General features: G+C 42.0%; 18 protein-coding genes. 8 read left to right on the top strand and 10 right to left on the bottom strand.

Annotated features, from left to right (window positions below; all coding sequences use genetic code 11):
* Nucleotides 1–41 precede the first annotated feature (41 nt).
* From ACFPU1_RS07245 to ggt, 5 genes are all read right to left on the bottom strand, one after another.
* The gene (locus ACFPU1_RS07245) at nt 42–1730 is read right to left on the bottom strand and encodes a BCCT family transporter (RefSeq protein ID WP_385939788.1); all 1689 of its coding nucleotides are present in this window, start codon (nt 1728–1730) and stop codon (nt 42–44) included.
* 204 nt (nt 1731–1934) lie between these two features.
* Nucleotides 1935–2591, bottom strand: a complete 657-nt coding sequence (locus tag ACFPU1_RS07240; protein ID WP_385939786.1) for a potassium channel family protein — start codon at nt 2589–2591, stop codon at nt 1935–1937.
* Nucleotides 2592–2775: 184 nt separating this feature from the next.
* Nucleotides 2776–3159, bottom strand: a complete 384-nt coding sequence (locus ACFPU1_RS07235; RefSeq protein WP_157843025.1) for a YhjD family protein — start codon at nt 3157–3159, stop codon at nt 2776–2778.
* Nucleotides 3160–3369: 210 nt separating this feature from the next.
* Nucleotides 3370–4983: an L-lactate permease gene (locus ACFPU1_RS07230; protein WP_385939784.1), complete on the bottom strand. Its 1614-nt coding sequence runs from the start codon at nt 4981–4983 to the stop codon at nt 3370–3372.
* Between the two features lie 30 nt (nt 4984–5013).
* Nucleotides 5014–6669, bottom strand: a complete 1656-nt coding sequence (gene ggt / locus ACFPU1_RS07225; protein ID WP_385939782.1) for a gamma-glutamyltransferase — start codon at nt 6667–6669, stop codon at nt 5014–5016.
* A 143-nt stretch (nt 6670–6812) separates the two neighbouring features.
* Between ggt and ACFPU1_RS07220 the strand changes: the two genes are divergently transcribed.
* The 7 genes from ACFPU1_RS07220 (at nt 6813) to queF (ending at nt 11718) form a co-directional block, all read left to right on the top strand.
* Complete coding sequence (locus ACFPU1_RS07220; protein ID WP_385939780.1) at nt 6813–7451, top strand: pyroglutamyl-peptidase I; 639 nt, start codon at nt 6813–6815, stop codon at nt 7449–7451.
* Between the two features lie 438 nt (nt 7452–7889).
* On the top strand, nt 7890–8189 hold the full coding sequence (locus ACFPU1_RS07215) for an IDEAL domain-containing protein (RefSeq protein WP_054634981.1): 300 nt from the start codon (nt 7890–7892) through the stop codon (nt 8187–8189).
* Nucleotides 8190–8394: 205 nt separating this feature from the next.
* Nucleotides 8395–8934, top strand: coding sequence for a dCTP deaminase (gene dcd, locus ACFPU1_RS07210; protein WP_385939778.1), 540 nt, complete (start codon nt 8395–8397; stop codon nt 8932–8934).
* A gap of 440 nt (nt 8935–9374) precedes the next feature.
* On the top strand, nt 9375–10040 hold the full coding sequence (gene queC, locus ACFPU1_RS07205) for a 7-cyano-7-deazaguanine synthase QueC (protein WP_385939776.1): 666 nt from the start codon (nt 9375–9377) through the stop codon (nt 10038–10040).
* Nucleotides 10041–10042: 2 nt separating this feature from the next.
* Complete coding sequence (gene queD / locus ACFPU1_RS07200) at nt 10043–10486, top strand: 6-carboxytetrahydropterin synthase QueD (protein ID WP_054634979.1); 444 nt, start codon at nt 10043–10045, stop codon at nt 10484–10486.
* Nucleotides 10483–11202, top strand: coding sequence for a 7-carboxy-7-deazaguanine synthase QueE (gene queE, locus ACFPU1_RS07195; RefSeq protein WP_385939774.1), 720 nt, complete (start codon nt 10483–10485; stop codon nt 11200–11202). Before queD ends, queE begins: the two co-directional genes overlap by 4 nt.
* An 18-nt stretch (nt 11203–11220) precedes the next feature.
* Nucleotides 11221–11718 carry a preQ(1) synthase gene (queF, locus tag ACFPU1_RS07190; protein WP_385939772.1) on the top strand — a complete coding sequence of 166 codons (498 nt, stop codon included), beginning with the start codon at nt 11221–11223 and terminating at the stop codon, nt 11716–11718.
* Between the two features lie 235 nt (nt 11719–11953).
* Here the strand turns inward: queF and ACFPU1_RS07185 are convergent, their stop codons facing one another.
* From ACFPU1_RS07185 to ACFPU1_RS07165, 5 genes are all read right to left on the bottom strand, one after another.
* Nucleotides 11954–12286 carry a YtxH domain-containing protein gene (locus tag ACFPU1_RS07185; protein WP_054634977.1) on the bottom strand — a complete coding sequence of 111 codons (333 nt, stop codon included), beginning with the start codon at nt 12284–12286 and terminating at the stop codon, nt 11954–11956.
* On the bottom strand, nt 12283–12738 hold the full coding sequence (locus ACFPU1_RS07180) for a DUF948 domain-containing protein (RefSeq protein ID WP_054634976.1): 456 nt from the start codon (nt 12736–12738) through the stop codon (nt 12283–12285). The genes ACFPU1_RS07185 and ACFPU1_RS07180 overlap by 4 nt, the downstream gene beginning before the upstream one ends.
* A gap of 45 nt (nt 12739–12783) precedes the next feature.
* Entirely contained in the window at nt 12784–13161 is a 378-nt protein-coding gene (locus ACFPU1_RS07175; protein ID WP_385939769.1) for a DUF5665 domain-containing protein, read from the bottom strand.
* 142 nt (nt 13162–13303) lie between these two features.
* Nucleotides 13304–13480, bottom strand: a complete 177-nt coding sequence (locus ACFPU1_RS07170) for a hypothetical protein (RefSeq protein ID WP_157049690.1) — start codon at nt 13478–13480, stop codon at nt 13304–13306.
* Nucleotides 13481–13562: 82 nt separating this feature from the next.
* Nucleotides 13563–13856 (bottom strand): 4a-hydroxytetrahydrobiopterin dehydratase, encoded by a 294-nt coding sequence (locus tag ACFPU1_RS07165; RefSeq protein ID WP_054634974.1) that lies wholly within the window; start codon nt 13854–13856, stop codon nt 13563–13565.
* Between the two features lie 259 nt (nt 13857–14115).
* Here ACFPU1_RS07165 and ACFPU1_RS07160 point away from each other — a divergent pair, with 259 nt between their 5' ends.
* Nucleotides 14116–14958, top strand: coding sequence for a dimethylarginine dimethylaminohydrolase family protein (locus tag ACFPU1_RS07160; protein ID WP_385939766.1), 843 nt, complete (start codon nt 14116–14118; stop codon nt 14956–14958).
* Nucleotides 14959–15141 lie beyond the last annotated feature (183 nt).

The raw sequence follows: 15141 nt of genomic DNA, 5'->3' as shown, positions 1-15141 counted from the left end.
ATTCCTTTTTAGAGACAGTTTTGTCCCAGCCCCTTTTCTTATTACTTTTCTTTATCTTCTGGATTGTTCTTTCTGTTTATTAATTTTTTTCCAGGTTTTTTCTTTTGCTCTGCTGGTGAAGACGATGTATCACGGTTGAAGTCCTCTATTTCTTCCTCAAGCTCCGTAAGAATTTCTTCTTTCAATCGTCTTCGTTCACGTTCTCGAGCCTGGTTCTTTTCTTTCTTTAGGTCCTGGATAAACATTTTCATCATAGAGACAACCATAACAAGCATGATTAATGAAAATGGCAGGGCAGCCACAATAGATGCGGTTTGGAGTCCCTCAAGGCCGCCGGAAAGAAGCAGGACCGCTGCTGTCCCGGCAATTAAGAAGCCCCATGCCAGCTTTACATACAAGGTAGGATTTAAGCTTCCCTGTGACGTCATGGCTCCCAGCGTATAGGAGGCTGAATCGGCAGATGTGATAAAGAAAATAACAATGAGGATAACCGCCAGCGCACTCATAATGCCGCCAAGGGGAAATTCAGCCAGAGTGGCAAAGAGAGCAAGCTCTACAGTATCCATGACAATCGCGGCAATGCCTGCATCATGAAAGATCTCCTGATATAGAGCCGAGCCGCCAAAGGCTGTAAACCAAACGACAGCCAGAAGAGATGGAACAATTAAGACGCCAGCTACAAATTCTCTGATTGTTCGTCCTCTTGAAATACGGGCGATGAACAGCCCCATGAATGGTGCCCAGGCAATATGCCAGGCCCAATAGAAAATTGTAAAGGATCCCAGCCACACACTGTCAGTAAAAGGTGTCAGCGTTAAACTCATAGGGACAAGGTTAGCAATATAGCCGCCAAGAGTAGTGGTAATATTTTCAAAAATATAAACGGTTGGCCCTACGGCAATCATAAACAGGAGCAGGATCGCTCCGATTGTCAGGTTGATAACGCTTAAGTAACGAATGCCCTTGTTTACGCCGGTTGCTGCTGAGAACATAAACAAAAAAGCTACGATCCCAATAATAATCATTTGGGTGATAACGTTGTTTGGGATGTTTGTTAAATAGGAGAGCCCTCCGCTGATTTGCATGGCACTAAGACCGAACGTGGTAGCAACTCCTGTAGAGGTTGCAAGAACAGCAAAGATATCGATGCCTTTTCCAAAGGCTCCGTAAGCTCTGTTTCCTACTAATGGGTAAAAGGCTGAACTGATAAGGGCCGGCTGGTCTTTTCGAAACTGCACGTAGCCTAAAGCTAGAGCAACAAGAGAGAAAATGGCCCATGGATGAAACGCCCAGTGGTAGACTCCGTATCGAAGCCCCAGTTGGGCTGCCTGTGCTTCGGTTTCTACGTCCTGGCCAAGAGGAGTATCTACATAATAAAGTACTGGTTCAGCAACCCCCCAAAAGATAAACCCCACGCCAATACCTGCTGAAAACAGCATTCCAAGCCACGTATAGAATTTATACTCGGGCCTGTCTTCTGGTTTACCGAGCCGCAGCTTTCCAAAAGGACTGACGGCTAAGAAAATAACAAAGGCCACAAAAAAAGCAGCAACAATCATATAAAACCAGCCAAAGGTTTCGATTGTAAAGTTAAGGGCGGCCGTGGCTGTTGCTTCTAAATGGGAAGGACTGATAAACCCCCAGGCAACAAATGCCGCCACTAAAATAGCCGACACTGTAAAGACGATGTCCGGCTTTTTTGTTTCATAAGTATACTTTTCTTCACTCATAATCTCCCTCCAATAATTAAGATGTAGGTAACAGGGCATTATTATTCAATGTACCCAGAGAGCTGAATGGGAAAAGGACAGATTGTTTGAAAAAGGGAAAGAAAAAGGGAATAGTACAGCCTCGTTTGATAAGTGTTACCACCGTTCACTTACTCTTTTATTATGGCTGTAGTATTCCCTATCTTAATTAAGTACAAACGGAACTTACGTAACTGCTTCAAAACGTTTTAAATCATTTTTGTGCCCAATTACAATTAAAATATCATCTTTATAGATTTTGTCATGAGCAAGCGGGGAAATATTAATATCTTTTCCTCTTCTAATTGCTAAAACAGTAACGCCATATTTGGCTCGGATATCTAAATCAATAAGCGAGCGGTTGTGTATAGAATTAGAAACGCCTATCTCCACAATGGCATATTCTTCAGATAGTTCGATAGAATCAATAACCTTATCAGAAATAAGGTGCTGGGCTATGCGGTTTCCCATGTCATGTTCGGGATGGATGATCTTATCAGCGCCTATTTTTTCTAATACTTTGTGGTGATTGTAGTTCTGGGCTTTGACCCACACTTGCTTTATATCCATATCCTTTAAGAGCAGGGTGCATAAAATGCTGGCTTGAAGGTTATCGCCGATGGCTACGATCACATGGTCAAAATTTCCCACACCTAAGCTTCGAAGTGATTTCTCATCAGTTCCATCTGCTACTGCGCTGTGGGTAGAATAATTAACCATCTCACTGACTTTGTCTTCAACCACATCGATTGCCAGTACATCATGCCCGAGCTTATATAATTCTCTGCAGACACTTACGCCAAAACGTCCTAATCCTATGACGGCAAATTGCTTTTTCACCATGTTCCCCTCTTTCTTAAAACATCCTCGCAGCACAGGTCCGGGACGGTGCGGCCCAGTCACATGCTTCTAGCTCTTACAGTCAAATAAATACTGCCACTAGATACGATAAGTGGAAAACAATGGTTTGTCAATTTAAGACTGGAGGGGATCCTTTTTCAGTAATGCTGTCATTCCTCAGGAAAGGTCAGCTATGAAGGACAGACTCTTGCTCTAATGGGGATTTTCCTTTGAAATAAGCATCCATCGAATGGCGTGCCTGCCTTTTTAAATTGGCGTTTAAGTAGCTGATTGATCCTTCGTAGCCACGGCAAGTGTACGTATAACGGGAAAACATTCCATCATTCTCTACAAAAAAAGCTTTCATTTTCCGCTGGTGCATAAATGATTTCACTTTTCGTGCATCCTCATGAAGGGAGCGAAGAGATTCATTAATCAAGAGATAATAAGGATCCTTCAGCTTAAAGGGACCTTTTTCAATTAATTGCAGATCCCTCTCAAGCACTTTTTTTACAAGAGGCAGGAGAATGCTATAGTGAAGCATAATATGTTCTTCCTCTTTCACGTGCATGACTCTCACTCCTTTTCCCATTATACGAACGTATGTTTGTTTATTATTATAGCGATGTGAAGATTTTTATACAAGAAAAAATTTAAGAGGGGAAAATATTGGAGGAAGAAAGGATAAGTAAGTAGGTCAAAAACCAGGTAAAAAAAGGCCCTCACTCTGTTTAGGTGAGAGCCATGTCATATACGAGATGATTTTGTTCCAATGCATCGTTTATCCAGGAAAGACAAAGTGAAACACAACAGAAAGCAAGGCTACAAAGAAGACAGAAATAAGGGAAAAGAGAAGAGTAGGCTTAAATACTTCCGCGTCTTTTCCTTTGAGCCCTGCTGTGCTCGTCCCCAGGATAACGTTTGCCGGTGAAATAGAGTTACCGATAGCCCCGCCGGCAGACTGAGCTGCAATGAGATGAGAAAGCCTGAGCTCATCCATTGTTTGGGAAACTGAGCCGTGAAGCGGTGAAAACAAGATATTGGACGAAGTATTGGAGGATGTCATAAACGATCCTATAACCCCAATTAAACTTGCTAAAGCAACATAAACAGCAGGAGGGGAGACTTCAGCAATACCTAAGGCGAGAACTGTTGTCTGCCCGGAGTTTTCAAGAACCTGAGTCATCGTTAAAAAGGCAGAAATGGCAAGTGATGCGCCGACAGCATTGTCCTTAAACCCGGTGAGAATATCTTTGCCTGCCTTGTTGTTATATTTTCCTGATTTTTTATACCAGAAGTAACCAAAAATGACGGAAATGAATAAGTACATTCCTGGATGAGTCAGAGGAGCGATCGGCGAATAGGCTTCTTCAGCTTCCTGTTCAAATCCATACCCTGTTTCAACAGCTGGGAAAGGAGGGCCGAATTCAAACTGATCAAGAAAATCATGGATAAACGGGATGCCAAGCATAAGAATGGAAAGCCCTGTTAAGACGTAGTAGGGCATAAAGGCTTTGTGCAGTCCCATGTCAGCTTTTGGCTCGTCGTCATCGGAATCACTTTCTTCGAGAATGTCAGATTCATCTTCGAGATCTGTTTTTTCCTTGTACTTGTCTCTTCTAGCCATTAGAAATAACACACCCAGGGCTACGGCAGCTGGAACAAAGTTGCTTAAAGTCGGGTTAATCTGAGTCAAGGCAACCTGGCCGCCGCCATGGATGGCAGAAATGATAATAACGACCCAGAAGCCTTCTTTTACACCTTTCCATTTCGCAAACAGCCAGCAGATCATAAAGCCGGCAATAATATTAGGAATCCATAATAGTATACCTGTGTATAAGAGTGTAAGACTTTGTTCCTGAAGCTCAATAACGTTAATGGTTGCAATCCACCCTACGGCTAACGTGCCAAACATATTGGCCCAGGCATGACCGATAAGTGGAATAACAACGGCTGTGACAGGTTTCACGCCTAAACCGATCAGAAGAGGCGCAACAACAGCAATCGGAGCTCCAAAGCCTGCTATTCCCTGAAGAAAAGAGGCAAACACCCAGCCAAAAGCGAGGATGAGAAACAAATAATTACGGCTATGTTCCTGGATTCCTTCTCGTATGGCAGTAAAGGCTCCTGCTTCTTTTGTCGTTTGATAAAGAAGAAGGGCAGGCCAGACGACAAGAAGAATAAAGAAAGCATCCCACAGCCCCTGACCGACACCTACAGCCACGTTATCGAGCGGGGCCTCGTATAATAGAAAGGCTGAAGCGGCAGCAACAGCCAGAGCAACCCCGCCGGCTAACTGTCCGGACCACTTCAGCACAACAAGCATGATTAAGAGAAGCACCAGGGGCAGTACAGCTACGCCCCAGTGCAGAAAATCTACCGGTAGTTCTTCCATGATGCAAACCTCCAATGTAAGATTAGAATATTACCAGGATAAAGCAATCCCGTCTCCTCTAGGATCAGCCCCGGCACTATAGACTCCGGTTTTCTCATCGATCACAATGCCTTGAGCATGTCCCATTTGCTGAGAAAAGCTCTCAGCTTTTTCAATTTCGTGGCCGCGGTTTGCAAGTTCCCCCGCTATCGAATCTGGTATTCTGCTTTCTAGCTTTAAAGAGGAGCTGTCCTCACCCCATGTGCGGCCGTAAAGCCACCGAGGTGCTTCGATAGCCTGTTGGATGTCATAACCAAACTCCACTACGCGGGTGAACAAAGCGGCCTGGGTCTGTGGCTGTCCTTCTCCTCCCATGGTTCCAAACAGCATAAAGGGCTTGCCTTCTTTAGTAGCCATCGCTGGTATAATAGTATGAAAGGTTCTTTTTTCAGGCTCTAATGCATTTGGATGCTCAGCATCAAGCTCAAAGAAGGAACCGCGGTTTTGTAAAAGAATCCCTGTATCTTCAGGAACGAATCCTGAACCAAACTCATGGTAAATACTTTGAATCAATGAGCAGGCATTTCCTTCGCTGTCAACAGCTGCCATGAATGTTGTATCCTTGCTTGTACTCACCTTTGGCATTTCCGGAAGCTTGTCTAATGGGTAAGCTTTTCTCCAATCAAGTTTTTCAAAGATTTTATCGGTATGCTCTTCAGAAAGCAGCTTTTTAACAGGAATTGACAAGAATTCAGGATCTGTTACCCATTCGTCTCGATAATGAAAAGACAGCTTGGCGGCTTCTGCCATGAGGTGATAATAGTCCGGAGTGTGATCCCCAATGGAGGGAAGGTCAAATTTCTTTAACACGTTTAACATCATTAATGTAGCCAGACCTTGAGTATTAGGGTGAAGCTCATGGATTTCATAAGAACCATACGACGTCGAGGCTGGTTTTTCCCAGGTAGACTCGTGATTGGAGAAATCCTCAAGTGTAAGGACTCCGCCTTCTTCTTGAAGACTTTGAACAATCTTTTCCGCGAGATCTCCCTGGTAGAAAACTTCTGCTCCTTTTTCCGCAATCAAAGCAAGCGATTGTGCAAGATCAGGCTGTTTGAAAACCGCTCCTTCAGCGACAGGCTTCCCGTCAGGAAGAAAGATGTCAGCTGTTTTGGGATGCTGACTCAGCACCTCCTGTTTATCAAAGATAAACTGAGCTACCTTAGAAGAGAGAGGAAACCCATTTTGGGCATAATGAATGGCATCAGTAAACAAATCCTTCCATTTTATTCGTCCATATTGCTGGTGAAGGTCTTCCCACGCCTTTACAGTACCAGGGACCGTATTAGAGGACAGAGGGCCTCGGTCGGGGATTTCGTCATAACCTTTTTCTTTGTAAAAACCAATAGCAGCCTTCCGGCCTGATCTGCCGCTGCCATTGATAGCTTGAATATTTGATTCTTTCCTGTCTGAAATGATGGAAAATAAATCTCCGCCTAGACCTGCCATATGAGGGAGGACTACACATAAGACTGCATTCATACTGATCGCAGCATCTACCGCATGTCCTCCTTGCTGAAGAATTGATTTTCCTGCCTGAGTGGCAAGATAATGGGGAGAGGTCACAGCTCCCTGTGTTCCTCGGACGGCAGGACGTCCCGTCTGGGTAAACTCGTGACGGCCTCCTTTTTTTACGTGGCTTTCCATAGTAAAAACCTCCTTCTGGCATAAATAATTGCTAAATATAGGAAATTGCTCCTATAGTGCTTTCTGCAGAGTGTATTTCCTTCCTATAAGAATTAAAAACATTGAAACGAAAAAAACTAGAAATTAAGAAAGGGAGAAATAAAATGAAAATAAAAGTTTTATGTTCAGGGTTTGAGCCTTTTGGAGGCTTGGAAGTCAATCCAACAGTGCAGCTGGTTAAAGAGCTGGAAGAACAGCAGCCGTGGGCCAATATAGAGTTTAAAAGCATACAGCTGCCTGTCATATATGAAACGTGCGCCCAATCACTGCTTGAGGCAATAGAGAAAGAAAAACCTGATATTATCATTTCCTGCGGGCTCGCTTATGGCAGAAGTGCTATCAGTCTTGAGAGGATAGGGATCAATATTCAAGACACAAAGGGAGAAGGTGAAAAAGGGGACAACACGGGAGAAAAGCCAGTGGACAAACCTATTCAAATGAACGGTCCGGACGGTTTATTTTCAACTCTCCCCCTTCGGAAGATGTTGGAGGCTCTTCAGCAAAACGGAATACCGGCTGAGATTTCAAATACAGCAGGTACATATATTTGTAATACCACTTTATACCAGGTTCTTTATTTTCTTAGAGAAAAAGAAATAACGGCCAAAGCAGGGTTTATCCACTTCCCTGCCACCCCGGAGATGACCTTGGCCCGCCCTCATCTTCCTTCCATGACATTTACTTATCAAAAAAAAGCATTAATGATAGCCGTACAAGCAGCCGCAGAAGGCTATTACAGGTAAACAAGCATCAGGTATATAGATACAAGTCGTTTTGAAACGAAAGGAGAAGGGTAGACACAAAACAAGTTCATAATTCCAGAATATATTCAGGGTAAGGAGAGGAAAAATTCAGCTGGAAAGAGAAGTAATTACGTACTTCAGGAATGGCAACACCCGTTATGCATGTAATTTTTTAGAAAAAAGTAAAGAGAACAGGTATAAGTAAGGCCCATTGGAAATAATTTTATAAACAACAACAATTTTACATCTATGAAAAAACAGCCCAGAGGCTTAAGTAATTATTCCTGAAGACCAAATGAAAGAGTTTAAGGCAAGCGTCAGGCGGGTATCTTTTAATTAACAATTAAAAAAACATCCGAGCCTCTACATCCGCGCGTCACCCGCCAATTCATAGGGAAACGAAACTATATTTCGGTTCAGATAGGGGGTTCGACGAACATGCTACATCCAACACATGAACAGCACTTTATGAAAAAAGTAAAGTCCATGAAGCATGGCAGACGTCCGACTAGACAGGTCCTTCAATCACTGTACGCAAAAATGATGATGGAATACGCCGTCTTTAACTTTAATAAAGAGCGGTTGCAGCGCATGATTGATGAGGCATTGGATGAAAGAGATGAATCTAGATTTTTAGTACTGACTGAAAGCTATTACGACCTCATGGAAAATTACAAACACGGAAAAGTAATATCTGAGCAGGGCTATGAATTAGAGCTAGATTTTGATACTAATTAGAAGCGCCGCCCCTAACACGGGGCAGCGTTTTTTTTGAGCTGAGGCTTTGTTCTTCTTCTTGGAAAGGATAGCAATAAAATATATACTTGTAACAAAGACTATGATTATTGGGTTGTGGATCAGTGACACGGTTTGTTTGTATAGCCAAAATATACATCACAATAAAGCAAATCGGTAATAGAGAACATGGTGAGGTGACACAAAGATGATCTTATCAGATCAAACGATACGAGAAATGATGGAGGAAGGCAGCTTAGCCATTACTCCAATGACAGAGCATCAAATTCAGCCCGCTTCTGTAGATATCCGCTTGGGAACACATTTCTTAAAAATAGATGAAAATTCTATTGAATCCATTGCCTTAGACAAACCAGCAAAGTATGTAGAATTTGAAAGTGAAGAAGTAGTCATCCCTCCAAATTCTTTTTTACTGGCAACTACTACGGAGTACATAAAGCTCCCTGATCACTTAACAGCATTTGTTGAGGGGAGAAGTTCTATAGGAAGGATGGGGCTGTTTATTCAAAATGCAGGCTGGGTTGATCCTGGATTTGAAGGAGAAATTACATTAGAGCTCTACAATGCAAATCGCCTTCCTATCCGTTTGACCTCAGGCCGAAGAATAGCCCAGCTGGTGTTTGCGTTAATGGATAAAAAAGCAGGCCATCCATACAGTGGAAAGTACCAGGGGCAGCGAAACGCAGTTGGAAGCCAGGTATATTTAGATAAAGAAGCAAATGAATAGGGAAACTTGAAAAAGAGGCGGAGGCCTCTTTTTTTGTTAGAAAAGCGGTACATATGGGGAGAAATTGATAGGAACACTAGGCGTGAGAATGCTATAATGGACGATGGTGTTTTTTTACGTTATGATGTAAAAATATTTAAGAATGCTGACTAAGAGAGAATTGTGATCTCTTCATTGTAAGGCTCTGCTTAAAAACCACTGTGGTTTTGCTGTAAGCTTCACCTGGCTGCTTTTCAATCTTGCCGGATATTGAGGCTGCCTGTTTTCAGGAAACCTCTTACGGATGCAGAAATGCTCCACAGAGAGGGAGGGCTGAAAGCTTAAGACTGCACGACCATTGATTTTTAGCGGGGCCCATTATAAATTTCAGGCAGCTTGTTTTGAATAAGACTGCGTTAGGTATAAGTGCATGACTTGTAGAGAGAAAGGAAGGAAGCGCGATGAGTTTCCAGGAGGATAAAGCTGTAGTAGTCTTTAGCGGCGGCCAAGACAGCACTACATGCCTTTTTTGGGCTTTAGAGCGGTTTAAAGAGGTAAGTGCTGTTACGTTTCAATATGGACAGCGTCACAGCAATGAAATTGATGTTGCAAAGGATATTGCCAAAGAGCTTGGAGTTGAACACCATGTGCTGGATATGGAATTACTGAACCAGCTGTCACCAAGCGCTCTTACTCGGGCGGATATCGAGATGGAAGAAGGAAAAGACGGCCAGCCGCCCAATACATTTGTAGAGGGAAGAAATCTGCTATTCTTGTCCTTTGCCGCCATTTTTGCAAAGCAGCAGGGCGCAAAACATGTAATTACAGGAGTATGTGAAACAGATTATAGCGGTTATCCGGACTGCCGGGATATATTTATCAAGTCTTTAAACGTTTCATTAAACTTATCAATGGACAATGAATTTGTTCTCCATACGCCTCTCATGTGGCTTGATAAAGCAGAGACATGGAAGCTTGCTGATAAAATGGGAAGACTTGATTATGTAAAGAATAAGACACTCACATGCTACGAGGGAATTCGTGGTGATGGCTGCGGCGAGTGTCCCGCATGTGTGCTTCGTCAAAGAGGCTATCAACAATATATAGAGGCAAAGGGGAGTGAGTAATTATGCTTTACCAATCCTATCCCCAAGTAAACCATCAATTTCGATATGAACTTAATAAGGACATGCATATGGCTGCCGCTCACTTTATTCCTAATGAGCAGGCAGGCAAGTGTCAGGATATTCATGGTCACACGTATGTCATCAACGTTACGATAGCGGGAGACAGCCTTGATGAATCAGGATTTTTAGTTAATTTTCAATTATTGAAAGAAATTGTTCATAAACGGTATGATCATACATTATTGAATGACCATGATGAATATGCTTCTCAAGAAGATCCTAATCAATTTCCTACGACTGAAGTAGTGGCTCGTGTGATCTGGGAAAGAATCCAAAAGGAACTTGACCAGCGTTTGAATAAGCCGCGCTGCCTCCAGGTCTTTGTTCGGGAAACGCCGACAAGTTACGTGGTATACAGGCCGAAGGAGGAGGATTTCTCTGAATGAAGAAAGTTCCTGTATTAGAAATATTCGGGCCAACCATTCAAGGAGAAGGAATGGTCATTGGCCAAAAAACAATGTTTGTGAGAACATCTGGCTGTGATTACCGGTGCAGCTGGTGTGATTCAGCTTTTACATGGGATGGAAGCCAAAAACCTGACATGATGAAAACAGACGAAATTGTGGACCGGTTAAACGACCTGGCACCTGGACGTTACAGTCATGTAACGATTTCGGGAGGAAATCCGGCTCTCCATGAAGGGATCGGCCACCTTGTGCAGACTCTTAAACAACAGGGAATCAAGACGGCTGTGGAAACACAGGGAAGCACGTGGCAGGAATGGATGCTCGACATTGATGAAGTAACGTTGTCGCCCAAGCCTCCAAGTTCTAACATGAAAACAAACTGGCAACAGCTTGACTTTTATGTTGAAAGGTTAAAAGAAGAAGGCAAAGGACAAGCTAGCTTTAAAATTGTTATTTTTGATATAGAGGATTTAAAGTATGCACTCGCTGTTCACCAAAGATATCCCCACGTTCCTTTCTTTTTACAAGCAGGGAATGAAGATGTAAAAGAAGCAGATGATCAAAGTGTGAGGGACCGGCTGTTAACTAAATATGAATGGCTGGTAGACACAGTGACCAAATCTGAGGATTTCAATAATGTGAAGGTGCTGCCTCAACTTCACGCTTTGTTATGGGGAAATAAGCAGGGAGTGTAAGACGAAAGGAGACTTATGATGTCAGGGAGAAAAGAAACTGACTTAACTGAGGTTACACATCTGGGGAGCCAAAATACAACATATCAGTTTGATTATGATCCTTCTGTGTTAGAAACCTTTGATAATCATCATCCGAAAAGAGATTATTTTGTAAAATTTAATTGCCCTGAGTTTACCACTCTATGTCCTAAAACTGGTCAGCCTGATTTTGCTACTGTGTATATCAGCTATATCCCGGATATTAAGATGGTGGAAAGCAAGTCGTTAAAACTGTATTTATTCAGTTTTAGAAATCACGGAGATTTCCATGAAGATGCAATGAATATTATTTTAAACGACCTTGTGGATTTGATGGATCCACGGTATATCGAAGTATGGGGGAAATTCACCCCAAGAGGGGGTATTTCAATAGATCCTTATGTGAACTATGGTAAGCCTGGCACGAAGTATGAAGAAATGGCAGAGTACAGACTCATGAACCATGATATGAATCCAGAAACGGTTGATAATCGCTGATAACGAGCATTATGCAGGGAATTCTTCAGAGCGTGACCTTGCAGAAATAAATAGCACAACAAGTAAAAGGTGTCTCGAAAGGTCACATGATTAATGATCTGGATGAGACACCTTTTTGTGGTTGAATATTTATGTTAAGCATTTGTTTTGAAGCAATGGATCAGTACGACAAATATAGGGTGGTAAGAAAAGATTCTTACCACCCTGAAGACCTCAAAAGAGGATTGCCTTTATTTTATTCCTTATTTTCCGGCTCATGTTCCTCGTCTTTACGCAAAGATAATCTTGCTTCTTTTTTTAGGACTGACATATCTTCATGAATCTTTCCATATACCTCACTGCCTCTTACCAGCAGCTGGCTTTTTTGCTCTTCAATTCTGGATTTTAATCTAGATGGGATATTTTTGACTTTCCCTGCTGTATCAGTAGCTTTCATTCTGGAAGTCTTGCCGTCTGCAGGGGCAAAGAGCAGGGTAAGCCCTGCTCCAATAAGAGCACCTAAACCTGCGCCGGCACTGAGAGAAAATAAACGGCTGGGCTGTTTAGGGATATGGCTTTCCTTCATCATGGATTGCCTGCTCCTTGTTGTTGGAATTCATCCTTTAACGTTTTTCTTTTCTGTGCAAGGAAATAAGTGAGAGCCAGTGCTCCGTACAACCCGCCCATGTTTTTCTCTTTTACCTTAGAAGAGCCCTCAGTGGAGTCTTTCTTAAAGGAGTTAGTGATGTCTACCAACGAAGAAGAAAGTCTTTGTGACGCTTCCCCGGTATCTCTTACGATATGAAAAATTGGATTTAAATCATCCATTTTCTGGTTTAAGTCTAGAATCGTCTCATTGCTGTTATGGAGGATAACTTCAGTCTGCTTTGAAATTTCATCCATTTGATCAGGAAGCTTACCGACGGTCTCCTCAACTCCCCCGAGTACTTTTGTAAGGGAGTTCAAAGCTTTAATTAGGAAGATGACTAAAATTAAAAACGCGATTGCAAAAACTAATACTCCAATGCCTAATAGATCCATAAAAATTCCTCCTGCTCACATTAATTAAAATATGGTATATATAACTTATTCGCCAGGTTCTCCATTTTCCCTTTGTTCATCGATAAAATCCAACATATCAGCTATATATTCGCCGACAAGAGGAGCGGAAACGAATAAGTTAAGGATGAATATAAGTAAAGCCAAAAAGATTGCTGTCCCTAACGTAAGCCCCACGCCGCGGGCAATCCCGGCAATCAGGTTTGTTTTTATTACTTCTTTGGGACTTGTGAAGTGATAAGCCATATCCTTAAAGCGCCCTTTTGTCGTCACTTCATCAAGACGATCAGCAATCTTTTCCAGACGTGTTACTTCCTCATGCTCCGGGCGTCGTCTTGTTTTCTCCAGACGTTTTTCCTCTTTAGGTGGATTGTCGTTAGATTGATGATTTTGGTCTTCTGCCACTATGTTCTCCTCCTTATTGAAACCAAAAAGACGTGTATAAGGCTTCCTTACCCTGTACATTCCTGTTTCAAACAGAAAGAAGAGGACAAGCAGGAGAACAAAAAATTAAAGAGGGCACCCCATTTAAGGGAGACCCTCGCCATTACGTCAAGTGCACGTATGCGTTCCTCATCATTGGCTCTTTCAGGACGTAAGCATCAAATACCATTTTTAAGGCTTCATCCTCATCACCAATGCTTCTCTTTATCTCTTCAAACGTGTGATGGAGAAATCGGTCGGTCTCCAAAAGTTTTTTCATTCTGCTCTCTTGATAGCTCATCTTTATCACCTCAATTGGTCGGAGCTTGTTGTACTACTACTATATGCAAAAAATCAATTTGCGTCTCCGTACCTTGTTTATTTTATGCATGAACTGTGGAAATTAATCGATTATATTCAAAAGCTGAGCGGATATCTTTTTCGGTGATTCCTCCAGCGTCCACCGTGGTCAATCGGACAGTGATCTCTGTATGGTTTATAGTAAGGTGTGGATGGTGGTTTACTGTTTCGGCGTGTTCAGCAATTTTGTTGACAAAATGAATACCATTAAGAAAATCCGAGAATGTATACACTCGCTCTATGGTTTTTTCATCCGCCCGTTTCCATCCGTTAAGACTTTTTACTTTCTCTTCAACAATTTCATTGTCTAATATCATCGGTCTCCCTTCTTATAGTATCCAAATTTATCCTTTGATGCTTCCGCTTTCTCTTCATATCTTCATTATACCACCAAGAAAAGAATTTCAAACGAAAGAGCTCTTACTCCGCCTCAAAAAATTAAAAAATTTTGAAAAATACAAGGGGAACTCACCTTGTATTTCTTTTCCTATATTTCCTGCCTGTAATAATGAGAATAAAAAGAGTGTGAAAAGGTACGAAGGGAGGAATAATAAAATAACCAAGGAGGGGTAAACAGTGAAGGTTGCGAGTATGCCGCAGGTAAAAACAGATTTTGATACATTAAAAGAGGTCATTGTATGTTCTCCTAGAGCGATGGAAATTCAGGAAATCATCAACGATACACAGGAAGAATATGCAGGGTCAAATATTGATAAGAAAGAAGCTGTTAAACAGCATAATAACATGATCGAGGTGTTTGCAAGAGAACAGGTAAAGGTTCATACACTGGCTGTAGACGAGGCTCTGCCTGAACAAGTCTACACGAGGGATTTAGGAGTAGTGATTGACAATATCCTGGTTGTAGGAAAAATGAAGCAAAACATTCGGAAGAAAGAGACAGAAGTATTCAAAGGCTGGTTGAAGGAACATGGAATAAAATATTATGAGATTACAAAAGGAGCCTTAGAAGGCGGAGATGTGGTAATAAGCAAGAATAATATCTACGTTGGACAAAGCGGGAGAACGGAAGCTTCTGCTATTGAAGAGCTTGCTGTTTTATTTCCTGGGAGAAGTGTGGAGAAAGTACCAATCGAAGACAAGTATCTGCATTTAGACTGTGTGTTTAATCCTTTTTCCGAAGAATATGCGCTGTTGTATCCCGATGCAATGTCTGAAGAGTGGGCCGATACATTACGTTCAAGGTATAAATGCATAGAAGTCACAGAGGAAGAGCAGTTTAACCTTGGTGTCAATATCTTTTCAATCGGTCAGAAAACAGTAATCAGCCAGGACAAGTGTAAAAGAATTAATAAAGAGTTACGTAATGCAGGCTTTACGGTGTACGAAGTGTCCTTTTCTGAAATTATTAAGTCAGGTGGATGTTTTCGTTGTGTTACCTTTCCTATCTCCAGACAGTAAGTCTCATTGGAATTTCCGGTGAGGCTTTTTCATTTTTAAAGTGTACGGGTAAGGAGATACGTAAAATTAGAAAAAACTTGAGCAAAAAACGAGGAAAGAATACAATGGAGAAAGAAACTACAACTTTTTTTCATATAAGAGAAAAATTCCTGAAAGAGAAATTGACAAAGTGAAAAATTTTAC

This window comes from Thalassorhabdus alkalitolerans, from assembly GCF_042656525.1.
GTDB classification, from domain to species: Bacteria; Bacillota; Bacilli; order Bacillales; family Marinococcaceae; genus Thalassorhabdus; species Thalassorhabdus alkalitolerans.
This window is presented reverse-complemented; position numbering and strand designations above follow the sequence as displayed.

Coding starts and splice junctions, on each gene's coding strand:
- ACFPU1_RS07230 (WP_385939784.1), bottom strand. CDS start 4,983: ATGGAAGAACTACCGGTAGATTTTCTGCACTGGGGCGTAGCTGTACTG.
- ACFPU1_RS07220 (WP_385939780.1), top strand. CDS start 6,813: ATGAAAATAAAAGTTTTATGTTCAGGGTTTGAGCCTTTTGGAGGCTTG.
- ACFPU1_RS07185 (WP_054634977.1), bottom strand. CDS start 12,286: ATGATGAAGGAAAGCCATATCCCTAAACAGCCCAGCCGTTTATTTTCT.
- ACFPU1_RS07245 (WP_385939788.1), bottom strand. CDS start 1,730: ATGAGTGAAGAAAAGTATACTTATGAAACAAAAAAGCCGGACATCGTC.
- queF (WP_385939772.1), top strand. CDS start 11,221: ATGTCAGGGAGAAAAGAAACTGACTTAACTGAGGTTACACATCTGGGG.
- queC (WP_385939776.1), top strand. CDS start 9,375: ATGAGTTTCCAGGAGGATAAAGCTGTAGTAGTCTTTAGCGGCGGCCAA.
- queD (WP_054634979.1), top strand. CDS start 10,043: ATGCTTTACCAATCCTATCCCCAAGTAAACCATCAATTTCGATATGAA.
- dcd (WP_385939778.1), top strand. CDS start 8,395: ATGATCTTATCAGATCAAACGATACGAGAAATGATGGAGGAAGGCAGC.
- ACFPU1_RS07170 (WP_157049690.1), bottom strand. CDS start 13,480: ATGAGCTATCAAGAGAGCAGAATGAAAAAACTTTTGGAGACCGACCGA.
- queE (WP_385939774.1), top strand. CDS start 10,483: ATGAAGAAAGTTCCTGTATTAGAAATATTCGGGCCAACCATTCAAGGA.
- ggt (WP_385939782.1), bottom strand. CDS start 6,669: ATGGAAAGCCACGTAAAAAAAGGAGGCCGTCACGAGTTTACCCAGACG.
- ACFPU1_RS07180 (WP_054634976.1), bottom strand. CDS start 12,738: ATGGATCTATTAGGCATTGGAGTATTAGTTTTTGCAATCGCGTTTTTA.
- ACFPU1_RS07165 (WP_054634974.1), bottom strand. CDS start 13,856: ATGATATTAGACAATGAAATTGTTGAAGAGAAAGTAAAAAGTCTTAAC.
- ACFPU1_RS07235 (WP_157843025.1), bottom strand. CDS start 3,159: ATGCACGTGAAAGAGGAAGAACATATTATGCTTCACTATAGCATTCTC.
- ACFPU1_RS07215 (WP_054634981.1), top strand. CDS start 7,890: ATGCTACATCCAACACATGAACAGCACTTTATGAAAAAAGTAAAGTCC.
- ACFPU1_RS07240 (WP_385939786.1), bottom strand. CDS start 2,591: ATGGTGAAAAAGCAATTTGCCGTCATAGGATTAGGACGTTTTGGCGTA.